Source organism: Nitrosopumilus sp. K4 (assembly GCF_018128925.1).
Taxonomy (GTDB): domain Archaea; phylum Thermoproteota; class Nitrososphaeria; order Nitrososphaerales; family Nitrosopumilaceae; genus HKST03.
In genome coordinates, this window is record NZ_CP067007.1 from 57,703 (window position 1) to 70,858 (window position 13,156).

Annotated in this window: 13 protein-coding genes; 6 read left to right on the forward strand and 7 right to left on the reverse strand. The window is 32.8% G+C overall.

The window, feature by feature from the left end; all coding sequences use genetic code 11:
• Positions 1–25: 25 nt before the first annotated feature.
• Positions 26–448, forward strand: coding sequence for a hypothetical protein (locus NsoK4_RS09990; RefSeq protein WP_249111074.1), 423 nt, complete (start codon positions 26–28; stop codon positions 446–448).
• Here NsoK4_RS09990 and NsoK4_RS00370 read toward each other — a convergent pair.
• Both NsoK4_RS00370 and NsoK4_RS00375 read right to left on the reverse strand, forming a co-directional pair.
• Positions 432–1,643 carry a hypothetical protein gene (locus NsoK4_RS00370; RefSeq protein WP_211687441.1) on the reverse strand — a complete coding sequence of 404 codons (1,212 nt, stop codon included), beginning with the start codon at positions 1,641–1,643 and terminating at the stop codon, positions 432–434. The two genes, NsoK4_RS09990 and NsoK4_RS00370, sit on opposite strands and share 17 nt — an antisense overlap.
• 220 nt (positions 1,644–1,863) lie before the next feature.
• Positions 1,864–3,033, reverse strand: a complete 1,170-nt coding sequence (locus NsoK4_RS00375; RefSeq protein ID WP_211687442.1) for a glycosyltransferase family 4 protein — start codon at positions 3,031–3,033, stop codon at positions 1,864–1,866.
• 78 nt (positions 3,034–3,111) lie between these two features.
• On the opposite strand from NsoK4_RS00375, the gene NsoK4_RS00380 reads away from it, so the two are divergent.
• Together NsoK4_RS00380 and rfbF are read left to right on the forward strand one after the other, a co-directional pair.
• Positions 3,112–4,128 carry an SIS domain-containing protein gene (locus NsoK4_RS00380; RefSeq protein WP_249111075.1) on the forward strand — a complete coding sequence of 339 codons (1,017 nt, stop codon included), beginning with the start codon at positions 3,112–3,114 and terminating at the stop codon, positions 4,126–4,128.
• Positions 4,129–4,209: 81 nt separating this feature from the next.
• On the forward strand, positions 4,210–4,977 hold the full coding sequence (gene rfbF, locus NsoK4_RS00385; protein ID WP_211687443.1) for a glucose-1-phosphate cytidylyltransferase: 768 nt from the start codon (positions 4,210–4,212) through the stop codon (positions 4,975–4,977).
• Between the two features lie 88 nt (positions 4,978–5,065).
• Here the strand turns inward: rfbF and NsoK4_RS00390 are convergent, their stop codons facing one another.
• On the reverse strand, positions 5,066–6,067 hold the full coding sequence (locus tag NsoK4_RS00390) for an NAD(P)-dependent oxidoreductase (RefSeq protein ID WP_211687444.1): 1,002 nt from the start codon (positions 6,065–6,067) through the stop codon (positions 5,066–5,068).
• Positions 6,068–6,238: 171 nt separating this feature from the next.
• On the opposite strand from NsoK4_RS00390, the gene rfbC reads away from it, so the two are divergent.
• Both rfbC and NsoK4_RS00400 read left to right on the forward strand, forming a co-directional pair.
• Positions 6,239–6,769, forward strand: coding sequence for a dTDP-4-dehydrorhamnose 3,5-epimerase (gene rfbC / locus NsoK4_RS00395; RefSeq protein WP_211687445.1), 531 nt, complete (start codon positions 6,239–6,241; stop codon positions 6,767–6,769).
• A 42-nt stretch (positions 6,770–6,811) separates the two neighbouring features.
• A complete protein-coding gene (locus NsoK4_RS00400) occupies positions 6,812–7,624 on the forward strand; it encodes an NAD(P)-dependent oxidoreductase (protein WP_249111076.1) in 813 nt (270 codons plus the stop codon).
• Positions 7,625–7,629: 5 nt separating this feature from the next.
• Here NsoK4_RS00400 and NsoK4_RS00405 read toward each other — a convergent pair whose 3' ends face one another.
• From NsoK4_RS00405 to NsoK4_RS00420, 4 genes are all read right to left on the reverse strand, one after another.
• Complete coding sequence (locus tag NsoK4_RS00405) at positions 7,630–8,400, reverse strand: NAD-dependent epimerase/dehydratase family protein (RefSeq protein WP_211687446.1); 771 nt, start codon at positions 8,398–8,400, stop codon at positions 7,630–7,632.
• Between the two features lie 9 nt (positions 8,401–8,409).
• Positions 8,410–9,567, reverse strand: a complete 1,158-nt coding sequence (locus tag NsoK4_RS00410; RefSeq protein ID WP_211687447.1) for a radical SAM protein — start codon at positions 9,565–9,567, stop codon at positions 8,410–8,412.
• Positions 9,568–9,632: 65 nt separating this feature from the next.
• A complete protein-coding gene (locus NsoK4_RS00415; RefSeq protein WP_211687448.1) occupies positions 9,633–10,649 on the reverse strand; it encodes a glycosyltransferase in 1,017 nt (338 codons plus the stop codon).
• A gap of 32 nt (positions 10,650–10,681) precedes the next feature.
• Positions 10,682–11,593: a lysylphosphatidylglycerol synthase transmembrane domain-containing protein gene (locus NsoK4_RS00420; protein ID WP_211687449.1), complete on the reverse strand. Its 912-nt coding sequence runs from the start codon at positions 11,591–11,593 to the stop codon at positions 10,682–10,684.
• A gap of 100 nt (positions 11,594–11,693) precedes the next feature.
• Here NsoK4_RS00420 and NsoK4_RS00425 point away from each other — a divergent pair, with 100 nt between their 5' ends.
• A complete protein-coding gene (locus tag NsoK4_RS00425; protein ID WP_211687450.1) occupies positions 11,694–13,154 on the forward strand; it encodes a hypothetical protein in 1,461 nt (486 codons plus the stop codon).
• Positions 13,155–13,156: the final 2 nt, after the last annotated feature.

Consider the following 13,156-nt stretch of genomic DNA (forward strand, 5'->3'; position numbering starts at 1 on the left):
TTCTTTTATGAACAAGCTGGTGTTGTTGTCATTTGCAATACTTTTGATTCCGATTGGAACCTCCTTTGGCGCAACACAAACCGAACTTGGCGATGATATCTTTGTCTTTGTTCAGACAACTGTCAGAAATTCTGATGGAACGCTGCTAGTTTATCTTGAATCAACGAAATTCACGGATCTTAATATGTCTGCATTAGAATCCTTTTTGAATTTTGAGGCATCACGCGGAAACGATCCTGTAATTACAATTGATGGGGAGAAATTCCAGGTGATTAGAAGAGTACAATCACAAGAGTTTGACTCTGATGGTTTGGTTGCAAGCACCATACTGTCTGATGTTGTAGATGGCAAACCTACTGTCCTTGCCAGATTTGCACACGACGGATATACTGTGGAATCAGGTGACACACTAGAATCGATGTGGACCTTTGTCAGGCCTGTCGCTTAGATAACAACACTCCGACTCCCATTGCAAAGAATACTATCAACGGCACAAACCTGTATGGCTGGTTTGTCTGAGTTGTAAATCCAGTAAGTATTGGCGCAATTAACAGCATCCCTGAGATTAGAACCATTATAGATTCTGCATGCCTGATTCCCTTTCTTGATGCAATGAACAGTCCTACCATCAGTGGTATCATAAACAGCATTACCAGACCGTCTGACTTTAGCTGGTATGCAAATGACGTGAATCCCATCTGAAATTCTTTTGCATCAAATGCTTCTTGTGTTCCTTGAGTTGGGGAAAGACTTCCAGCAGCTGCCAGTCCACCTATTAGAATAATTCCTGCAGTGATTGCTGATACGATGATTTTTTGCTTTCTTGGAATACTGCTGCGCAAGATAAAGTAAATTGACATTGGTAGAAATGCAGCAGTCAATGCCTTTGATGGTATGGATAATAGATATGATACTGGCGATAGTGGCCAAAAGCGGTACACAAAATACAATGACAGAAGATAAAACAGGATCCAAAAGTTTGTGTAAGATACTGAAGTGTCATATGTCAGAAACACGGAGCTTTGCAATACAATTACTGTTGCGACAATTCCTGCAAACCTTTTCTTGGCAATTGTTGATGTAATCAGATATGTCGTGACTATTAGCGCAATGCTTGCAAGAAATGCACCTGCCTTGTAGCTTCCAAATACATTCATTGATGCAGACAATAGTGCGTATCTTACATGAGGCTCAAATGATGATATGGTATCAGGAGACCAGGTCTCTAGCCTTTTTTCTACTCCCTTGTAGTCTTCGTATTTTTCCTGTACTGATATTTCACCGGCTGATCCTGCGATGTAGATTATCAAAAGTATTGCAAGTACAATGAGTGATGTCTTTTTTGATATCTCAAATGAAAATATTTTTTCAAACAATTTGGACAGTTTTGGTATCTTTTTTTTGTAATGGAGATATGTTAAACCAAATACTATGATGCTTGAAGCTATTACTCCTCCAGACCATACACCAGATTCGTATGGATCAGGCGTTACTGGCTGTATTCCCGGGATGGTTACAGTATCTGATGCCAGGATTAGTGCCGGAAATACAACTGAGACAAAGCTGATAAGCACCATTGATATGGAAAACAAAAACACAATCCATGGGATCACTCCATTTGTGCCTAATTTTTGCCCTGTCAAGCCTATTTTTTGAATCTCATACCTGCATAAAATTTGAACGGTAATGAATTTACAGCTTATTTTGGCTCATATTTTGTAATTCGTAATTATTAATTTTAACAAAATCCTCTATTACATGCGTTGCCAGTGGAACTGTCAAGAAAAAAGATCGCAGGAATTAGAAAGAAGATAGAAAAGAAAAACCCATCTGGCCTTTTCAGTCGGTATTCTAAACTGTTTTCTAATCTCTGGATTTAAGGACATCATTATACATCTTGATTAAATTCTCATAGAATAGTTGCTGGTTGTATTTTTCCTTTAGAATCTTGTTTCCTTCTCTTCCCATCTCATCGGAAATTTGTGGGTTCTTGACTAGTCCGATGATTTGCTCTGCCCATTTTTTCTCATCGTTAGGATCAATTATCAACCCTGTCTTGTTGTGTTCTATGATGTCTGACATTGGAGGAATGTCTGATGCTAATACGGGACGTTTTTGCTGCCAGGACTCTAACATCACTAATCCAAAACCCTCCATTAGACTTGGGAATAGTAATGCATTTGACTCTGCTAGTATCACTTTTTTTTCATCTGAATTTACGTGCCCCCTAAAGACTATGTTTTTATCTATTTTCAAACCTCTTGATAATTTCTGGAGTGATTCTTTGTGTGGTCCATCTCCTGCAATTACTAGTTTGGCATCAGGAAATTCTTTTGATATTATTTTAAATGCGTTTAGTACTACTTCGAGATTTTTATAAAATACTAATCTTCCAATACATGCAAACTGTCTTGGTTTTGTTTTTGTAGCTATTTGTACTTCGTCTTGTATACAGTTTGGAATTACTATTATTGGTTTTTTTGTACCAAGTTTTTGAATGTCGTCTTTTGTTGCATCACTTACTGTATGGATACGGTCTATCTTGAGATTCATCATAATTTTTTCAAAAAGTGGCACCAGTCTTGCATTTGTGTGTGAAACATTTGACTGCCTTGCCCATTTCTTCCAGAACTCTTTGTCGTATATAGAGAATATGTCATGAACCGTGGTTATGTGGTGTATCTTTGTAAAATATGACAGCAGAGAACCTGCCAGTGCAGGAGAAAAATTATTGGAATGGATAATGCTGATTTCTTCATTTTTTATGATCTCTTTTGCCTTTTTGTAGGCATTTAGAACGTATCTTATGTTGTCAAGAAAACTAGGTGGAAGCCCTCCCTTATACTGCAGTGTGGGCTCTACTCTTAGGATCTTGAGATTCTCTGACTCTTGATATTTTTCTCCTGAAACATTGTTTGTGATTACCCATACCTTGTGATTGTTCTTTTCTAACGAATCTGCAATTGTTCTAAATACATATTCTCCTCCACCTTTTGTTGTTGAGAAAAACTGTGAAAGAAGAAGTACGTTCAATGTCTTCAGTTCCTCTGGGAATCATAATAGCATGTCGGTGTGACAAATCATTATATTGAAAACTCTTGATATTTCTACATGTTACCTTCTTTAGACTTTGAGAAATATGATCCTAGTGGAATGCATATAATTTACAATCAATGGCCACAAATTGCTAAAAACGCGTATGAATCAAACACAAAAAAATTAATTCGTAAAGATATCAAACATGTTGTATTTGCTGGCATGGGTGGTTCAGGCTCAATCTGTGATCTGTTTAATTCTATTTTCTCTCAATCAAAAATCCATGTAGATGTAGTAAAAGGATATCATCTCCCCTCTTCAACTACAAAAAATTCTATTGTCATACCAATCAGTGTTTCTGGAAACACTGTCGAAACTATATCTGTTTTAAAAGAGGCTATACCTGTGGGTTGTAAAATTATTGCATTCTCATCTGGCGGAAAAATGGAAAAAATTTGCCAAAAAAACCATATCGACTTCCATAATATAGATATGATTCATTCTCCCAGAGCATCTTTTGTAAAGTATGTTTATTCAATGCTTAAAATTCTTGAATCTATTATTCCTATAAAAAGATCTGACGTCTATAATTCCATATCTAAATTAAATGAGTTATCTTTACAAATTAATTCTGATCAAATTTCATCACAAAACCCCTCATTAAAACTAGCACATTGGATTACATCAATCCCTTTAATTTATTATCCGTGGGGACTACATACAGCTGCAATAAGATTTAAAAATTCACTTCAAGAAAATGCAAAAATTCATGTGATGGTTGAAGATGTAATTGAAGCATGTCATAATAATATTGTAGCATGGGAGAATACATCAGATGTAAAACCAATTTTAATTAGAGGGATAGATGATTATAAAAAAACTAAAGAACGATATGAGATTCTAAAAAAATATTTTTTGCAAAATAATATTTCATATTATGAATTATATTCTGTTAAGGGGGATATACTCTCAAAAATTGTTAATCTTGTTTATCTATTAGATTATGTGTCTATATACTGCGCAATACTTCGTCAAACTGATCCCACTATAGTGTCTTCGATAGATTTTGTAAAAAGTCAACTTAATTTGTGAATTGTAAATTTCATTTGCATGTGTGGATTTGCTACTGAAAACATTAAAGTTATAGCCAGTAACAAAATTTTATGAGATATTTTGAAAGCTGTAATACTTGCAGGTGGTATGGGGACTAGAATTAGTGAAGAAACGACCGTTAAACCTAAACCATTAGTTGAAATCGGAGGTATGCCAATTCTTTGGCATCTTATGAAAATATATTCTGCACATAACATTACTGATTTTGTTATCTGTTTGGGATATAAGGGATATATGATAAAAGAATATTTTTCAAATTATTTTCTTCATATGTCCGATGTCACAATTGATCTTGTTAATAATAAAATGAATGTACATCAAAAATTTAGCGAACCTTGGAAAATCACTCTGGTAGATACTGGCAATAATACTATGACTGGCGGTAGACTAAAACGAGTACAAAAATATGTTGGTGATGAAACCTTTTGTTTTACATATGGTGATGGTCTGAGTGATGTTGATATTTCTAAACTTGTGAACTTTCATAAATCACAGAATACTAAAGCAACTCTAACTGCAGTACAACCTCCCGGGAGATATGGTGCATTGGCCATTGATGAATACAAAGTTAAGCGATTTTGTGAAAAACCTGAAGGTGATGGTGCATGGATAAACGGTGGATTCTTTGTACTTGAGAAGGATGTGTTTGACTATATTGAAAATGATTCGACTATATGGGAACGAGAACCTTTGGAAAAATTAGCAAATGAAGGCAATCTTTCTGCATTTAAACACGATGGATTCTGGCAACCTCTAGACACATTACGTGATAAAAACACTTTAGAATCTTTTTGGAGTTCTGGAAATGCTAAATGGAAAGTTTGGTGACATCACAAACTCAAAACTTCTAAATTTTTGTTAACATTCTGTTGAATTATTATTTTCTATGATGACTGTTTTTCTATGCTGTCAAAAATTATAACTGAATTTTATTTTCTTGTACTAACCACTTGAGGTATGCCACTCTATAGAAATTTTTATCTCTGAATTCTTTTTCTGTAAATTCTTTATCTTTGATTGCATCATAGAATTGCTTAATTCCGTCCTTTAACTTCCATTTTGTTTTATAATGTAGATTGTTTTTTATCTTATCAAAATTTACCCTGTATGATCTTGCATCTTTGCTTGCTTTTGAAGAAAAAGTAACTTTTGATTCTGGTACTGTTTCTTCTACTAACTCTGCAATATCTTTTACTTTATAATTTTCATCAGTGGATCCTACATTGAATATCTCTCCGGAAACTTTGTCTTCATCAGCTTTTAGACATTTGATAAAAGCTGATGCCATGTCTTCAATATGTAAAAGTGGTCTCCATGATGTTCCGTCGCTTAATAACTCCACCTTACCAGTTGTATATGCAGAACATGTTAGATTATTCACTACTAGATCAAGTCTTTGACTTTGTGAAAGACCATATACTGTTGCATTTCTCAGCATAACCGGACAAAATGTATCATCTTTTAATTTTAACAACTCTTTTTCAGAATTTACTTTTGATTTTGCATATGCAGTTAATGGTTCCAAATTTGAATATTCGTCTACAAAATCACTATTAACCCCATATGTTGAACACGATGATGAAAAAATAAATCGTCCTACGCCAGCTTTCTTTGCATTTTCAGCCAAATTGACAGTTGCTCGAAAATTGACTTCCTCAGTAATTCTTGGATTGATTTCTCCTAAAGGATCATTTGATAAACCTGCAAGATGTATTACTGCGTCACAACCTTTCAAGTCTTCGCCAGAAACATCTCGGATATCTTTTTTTAAGGATGGAACCTCTTTGAAATTTCTTTTGATGAATCCTTGAGGATAATACTCCAAATCACAACCCAACACATCAAAATTTTCTTTTAGAAGTGAATCTGTCATTACATTTCCAACATAACCCTTGTGGCCAGTTAAAAAGACCTTCATAAAATTTGGGCATATGCTTCCCTATAAAACTCATTAAAATCAAATTGAAAATTATTAAACCATTGATTATAGGTTAAATTCAATAGAATATTTGTTGTCTGTTGCTCTATTGAACTATGTTTGTTGTAAAATGATAAGATTTAATTGCATATTTTTAAAATTTGAAATGTCGTGATTTTTACAAAAACCTCTTTACCTGATGCATTTGTAATTGAACTTGATAAGAAAGAAGATACTAGAGGCTTTTTTGCCCGAGCTTGGGATGCAAAGATTTTTGAAGAACATGGATTAAACCCAAAAATCTCTCAGTGTAATATCTCTCACACAAAACAAAAAGGAACTATTAGAGGAATGCATCTTCAAAAAAAACCATTTGAAGAAGCTAAACTGATTAGATGCACACAAGGCAAAATTTTTGATGTAATTATAGATCTGCGGAAGGATTCTCCCACATACAAACAATGGGAATCTTTTGAACTTAGTTCCACTAATTTTAAAATGTTATATGTACCAGAAGGATTCGCTCATGGATTTCAATCTCTTGAGAATCATACTGAAATATTTTATCAAGTTTCTCAATTTTATTCACCTGGATCTGAAATTGGTGTGAGATGGAATGATCCTACTTTCAATATATCCTGGCCTCTTGAAGTAAGTGAAATCTCTGAAAAGGACAGATCCATTCCGGACTTTTTAGATTAACTTTCAAAATTTTAAATGTGGTATTAAAACGCAATTATCTAATTGAAATTTACTGTAATTGGTTCAAAAGGTTTTATTGGCTCTAATTTGGTCACTCACCTAAAAAATGAAGGGCATGAATGTTATACACCAGAAATACGAACTGATAACATTAACAATAAAAATCTTGGAAATGTAATTTTTGCAATAGGAGTTTCAAACTTTGTTGAAAAACCCTTTGAGGCTGTTAACGCACATGTTTGTGCGCTTTCAAAAATTTTACAAAAGACTAGGTTCGATTCGTTTCTCTACTTTTCCTCTGGCCGAGTTTATTATAATGGGACCTCAACCAATGAAGATGATTCATTGTCAGTAAACCCAATGAAGATAAATGACTTGTATAATATTTCCAAAGCAATGGGGGAATCAATATGTATTGCATCTGGAAAAGAAAATGTGAGAATTGTAAGACCTTCAAATGTAACTGGAAGTGATTTTTCTTCAAACTTGTTCATACCTTCAATTCTTAGAGACGCAGTAGATAAAGGAAAAATATCCTTACGATCAACTCTTGATAGTGAAAAAGACTATGTTTACATTGGTGATGTAGTAAATATTGCAACCAAAATTTCGATTTCTGGAAAACATTCGATTTACAATATTGCTTTTGGGAAAAATACTACTTCTAAAAAAATAATCGATGAAATTATTGCTAATACTGGATGTGAATTAGATATACAACCAAATTCCTCCAAGTTTTCATTTCCAACAATCTCTATTGAGAAGATTAAGAATGAATTTGGATTTGAACCTACACCATTCATTCCAAAAATTAAGACTATGATTGAAAACTATAAAAAATTTAAAAACTCCTAACTTTGTTATAATTTTCTAAAATACTCCTCTATTGCTTCTTCAGACGTAGATAATTCTACCAAATTCTGAATTTTATTTGTATTGATTTGATATTTCTGAATGTTGTTTTTGGCGTCTTCTGTAAATTCAGATTCATTTCCAATTATGTTCTTTATGTTTTTAATTTTTATGCTATTTTTTGATGCTAAATTAAAAATCTCATTTTTTAAATCCATTTTTAACATCTTGAAAATTGTTTTTGCTATATGTCTTGTATTTATGAAATTAAGTTCTGATTCTGGTGAAATCATTACTCTTTTTTCTGGATTTATATAGTCAAAAACTGGGTTTTTCTTTAATCCTGTGCCTACTAATCCGGGCAATCTAAAAATCAAATAATCATCACAAAAATGCATGACGTATCTTTCTGTCAAATATTTATGAAATCCATATGTATCTAATTTTTTAAAATTAATTTCAACGTCTTCTTGTGTTTGATTTGTGTCTGATTTGTTATTGTACACATCTACTGTGGAAATTAAAATAAATTTTTTAAATTTGATCTTATGTATGTATTCTGCAATACTTGTTACGGATGCATTAAAATCAAAAAATGGATCTTGATTTGCCTTGTATTTTACCGCATTACCGTTTGCAAAAATCAGAATATTACATTCTTTCCCAAAATACTCTTCTTTGTTTTCTCTTTGAATAATTTCAAATTTTTGTGATGTCTTTTGCATATATTGTACAATTGCTGATCCAGTAAGACCGTTTCCCCCGATTATGAAAATCATCTTAAATTTTCATCCAACAAAATTTGGAGACATATCTGCGGATGGATTCATCAGGTCCTCCATTGTGTTATTTATGGCCATATGTTTGCAAAATAAACCGCAATTGTTTGGCTTTACCCATTTTTCAATGTCTTTAGTTTTATTATCTTCCCATATCTCTTTTAATGACTTTTCATTAATGTTGCCAATATAGAATTGTTCTTCTCCTCTGGCATTTTTACAAAAAGTCACGTAACCTTCAGCTAATATAGCAAGCATGAAAAAGTGTGCATAACATGTTTGAGGATAATCAAGATTTTCTTGTGCAGTCATGTATGTTGTAGTAAGTAGATTGATACCATGATTTGCAAGAATTGTTTTTACATTTCTAAAAACATTTTGAGTTTTTTCATCATTCCAAAATTTGCCTTTATCATCAGAATATTGGTCCGGTGCTAATTGATAATAATTTATGTTAAGTGATTTGATTCTTTCTGCAAATCCTTCTAATGTTGAAACATTATCTGGTGTTACTAGAGTTCTAATACCTATGTTTAGATCACTGTTAATCTCTGATTTTTTATCTGATAAAATTCCAATGTTTTTTACAATCAATTCAAATTGATCAACACCTTGTACTTTCTTGTAACTCTCTCTGTCTCCTCCTGCCATGGAAATTCTAATCCATTGTAAATTGTTTACATATCTTTCTACATTTCGTTCTGTTATTGCAGAACCATTAGTAATGGTACCTATATCCAATCCAATTCCATTTGCAAATTCGATCATTTCTAGATAATCTTTATGGATGGTTGGCTCTCCACCACCGGTAAAGCTAATTGCCTTGGTGCCAAGTTCTTTTGCTTCTTGTAATCTTTTTTTCAATAATTCTGTTTCAAGTGACGGTTTATCCGCCTCTACTCCTATATGTTCTGCATAAAAACAAAATGAACATCTATGATTACATCTATTGGTAAGATCCACTTCAATAGTTGTTGGGAATGGTCTTTCTCCTTCCTTATATGCTGCAATTTTTTCTGGATGGAATAAGATCTTCTTATTAAAATCAAAATTTTGAAGACTCAGATTTTTGGAATCCGATGTTCTATATGCCTCCCCTGTCTGTTTTTTGAGTTCATTTGCTGATCTAGGCTTTGAATCCTTGATTGTAATTATATCTGCTCCCATGTTACTCTGTTAATTTGTCCTCCAATTTATTATACATATCCTGCTTTTTTAAATAATATACTGGTTCAACTTTTCAAAATAAACCATATGTGACTCAATCCCATCTTAATGGCCTTGAATTTTTTATCTGAGCCAATTTTGGATTCTCCTATACGTTTGTTTGATGTGACCGGGACTTCGACTACACGTAAATTTGCCTTAATTGATTCTATTATCATATATAATGAAAATTCATTTCCCGGAATTACTTTTCCTGTTCTATGATCTGTAAATGATTGTATGATTTCTTTTAGGGACTCTTTGCGGATTACTCGCAAAATACATCCAACATCAGTGAGACTTACTGATCCCATGTGTAATAAACTGAAAAATTTTATTTGTATTAGCTTTGCCAAAAAATAATTTCCCCACACATACATCATCTTTACTTGATTCCCTTTTTCAGATAATGTTTGAATCAGCCTTGTACCTAACACCAAGTCTGAATTATCTAAATACGGAATCATTTTCTCCAAATCATACCCGTTTGAACTTCCATCCCCTTCTACCAATACAATGATGTCATAGTCTGTTTTCAGTGCTTCTTGAAATCCCACTACACATGAATGACCGAAACCCATGTTTTTTTCCTTAGTGATAACTTTTGCACCATGCTCTTGTGCAATTTTCACTGTATTGTCTTCACTGTGGTTATCTATTACAATAACCTCTTTGACATTTTTCTGTAGTACAAAATCATCTATTACCTTACCTATTGCAAGTTCTTCATTATAAGCAACAATTATGACACAAATTTGTTTGCTTTCTAATGGATAATATGATAGATAGTCCTTGTTTGGGTCTGTTCTGTAATATTTTCTTTTTTGTGCAAACAGTAAGGCTATTGCTAACCAAACTCCATCAAAAATTATAATCCATTTGAAATATGTCGATGAATACACTCTTTCAAAAAAGTTCATTCCTTGAAAAAAATCTTGTAGTCCATACGTGACTAATAAAATAAATGTCGATAAAAAAAAGACTACGTTGATAATTATTAATGCAAAAAAACTTATTCCTATACCTGCAAATAAAATACCCATAATTCAAACCAAAACTTCTTCCATAAAATATTTTATTTTTTGATTAATGGGATGACAAAAAATATGCCCAAAACAGTAGCAAACCATACAGTACAAATTCTAGAAAAAATGGTTGCTGTAGTTGCTAGATCATAATCTAAATTATATTGAATTAGCAGATTGATTAAACTAACTTCTGTAATCCCTATACCTCCTGGAATTAACGTAAGAAAACCTGCCACCAACGATGATAATCCTATAATTGAAGCGTCAAAAAAATTGATCTCTGTAATAAAAGCAGAAAAACTAAGATAAAAAGCAACAGCATCTAAAAACCAGCAACCTATACTAAATACCGTTAATGTGAAAATATTTTTCCTAGTCAGAATATTCTTAAATGAAATTTCAAAGCCATCTTGTTTGATTAGTTTTTTTAGGACATTTGTAATTCTATTTGTAAAAAATGATCTTGATGCTAGAAAAATAAATCCTATGAGCAAAATAACAAACAACGTAATTGGAAGAAATAACACATCTACAAATCTGAAACTCATGAAAATTATGACCAGTCCTGAAATTCCTACCAGATCAAATATTCTTTCTGCTATGATTACCGAAATTGTTTTTGAAAGTTGAAATCCATATTTTTCTTTCATGAAAAATGATTTTGCGAATGTCCCTATTGCACCTGGGGTCATAAGAAATGCTAATCCTGAACAAAAAATTGATACGCTATCTTTGACAGATATATCTAGATTTTCTCTTTGTAACAGATACTTTTGTCTTAGACTCTTTAAAAAAATTGAAACTACCACCATTGACAATATTGCTGGAATATATCTGAAATCTAACACTGAAAAATTTTGGTTAATTTGATTAATGTCTCCATACAAAATCACCCCAAAATAGAATATAATTGAAATCAAAACAAATCCTAGTATTCTTTTGAATGATAGAATGTTCATGCGTTCGTTGAGATGTGTCTTGGTATTAATATAACTGTGGTAACCTCCGTTGTAAATGGTATCTAGATATTTTTACATCATTATCGCGGTTTATGTTCTCTTGTTTCCAATTTTTTTTGATCCTGTTATTAGGAGTGATGGAACCTTATTTTTTTGGACCACTCATTCTATGATAATTGATCATGACCTAGATTTTCAAAATCAATATGATAATCTTCCAATCAGATGGGTTAATCCTGACATCAAAACTACTACTGGACTGATCTACAATGTTCAGAATATGGGAAGCTCATTGCTTAATGCTCCTTTCTTTATTGCAGCTCATCTTGCATCTTCGATATTGGGATTCCCAATTGATGGATATGGTCCAGCATATACATATTCATTTAATCTTGGTTCTGTTTTTTATTCATTATCTGGTGCTCTTATCTTATTTGCTGCCATCAAGAAATTTCTGAAAATAAGTGAGCACAATTCATTTTTTGCAACATTGACTATTGTGTTGGCTACCCCTGTTGTTTATTATTCTCTCCTTGCCCCTAGTTTTTCATCTGCACATTCATTTTTTGCAGTATCACTTTTTGTATTTGTATGGCTAAAACTGCGTGATTCTCTGAATCTGAAATATTGGATTTACATGGGTCTGTGTGTAGGGTTAATTTTTATGGTTAGAACTGTTGACGCTGTATTCTTCTTTCTGCCTTTGATTGATTTGGTTTTATTCAAACGTTTTTGGATAACAAAAAATCCAAAAAACCTTTTTCTCGTAGCACTCTATGTTTGTTGTTTTATTGTGGCTTTTAGTCCGCATATGGTGTATTGGGATTATCTTTATGGAGAGCTAATTCCTCGACCTATGCCTTTGGATCAGTGGTATGCAGTAAATGATGATCCTCGAGGGACTTTTATGAATTGGTTTCATCCTTATTTTGCTGAATTTTTATTTTCAGAACATCGTGGATTGTTTGTTTGGAGTCCTATACTTTTGGTCTCTTTGGCAGGTTACTGCTTATTGTACAAGAAAAATCGTTCTATTGCAACTGTTATGATCATTATGACAGCTATTGTATTTTACATGCATTCTGCTCCTCATGACTGGTCTGGTGGAGGATCTTTTGGTCAACGACGTGCTATAGATTTAGCCCCTTTCTTTGCAATTGGCTTAGCTGCTATTTTTGAAAAACTATGTACCTCAAATATGCGCAAATTTTTGAAATATTCTGTCATTACTTCAACTATTGTTTGGAATTTTATTCTCATTTCAGTTTGGAATTCTGAAAAGTTAATTAGAAAATATGTCAGAGGCTCTGATCCTGATTTATTGCTAGTTCCAACTGGAAATCCTATTGTGTTTAACACTGATGTTTTTCCACACGTGGATTCTATTTTCTCGTTTATTGCAAATATTTCCTACAAGCATATGTGGTGGTACAGAGTGATTCTAAGAGATCATGGTTATGTTGTAGATTATAATGTGTGGGCAATTGTTGTGCTCTTACCTTTTTCGCTTTTGCTTTTAGTTGCATTTCGTGATAAAATTTTTAAACGTATTCAAAATTAATC

Bases quoted from the DNA above. Each gene is read 5' to 3' on its own strand.
- NsoK4_RS00380 (WP_249111075.1), top strand. From the start codon at position 3,112: ATGTTACCTTCTTTAGACTTTGAGAAATATGATCCTAGTGGAATGCAT.
- NsoK4_RS00390 (WP_211687444.1), bottom strand. From the start codon at position 6,067: ATGAAGGTCTTTTTAACTGGCCACAAGGGTTATGTTGGAAATGTAATG.
- NsoK4_RS00405 (WP_211687446.1), bottom strand. From the start codon at position 8,400: ATGATTTTCATAATCGGGGGAAACGGTCTTACTGGATCAGCAATTGTA.
- NsoK4_RS00410 (WP_211687447.1), bottom strand. From the start codon at position 9,567: ATGGGAGCAGATATAATTACAATCAAGGATTCAAAGCCTAGATCAGCA.
- NsoK4_RS00415 (WP_211687448.1), bottom strand. From the start codon at position 10,649: ATGGGTATTTTATTTGCAGGTATAGGAATAAGTTTTTTTGCATTAATA.
- NsoK4_RS00420 (WP_211687449.1), bottom strand. From the start codon at position 11,593: ATGAACATTCTATCATTCAAAAGAATACTAGGATTTGTTTTGATTTCA.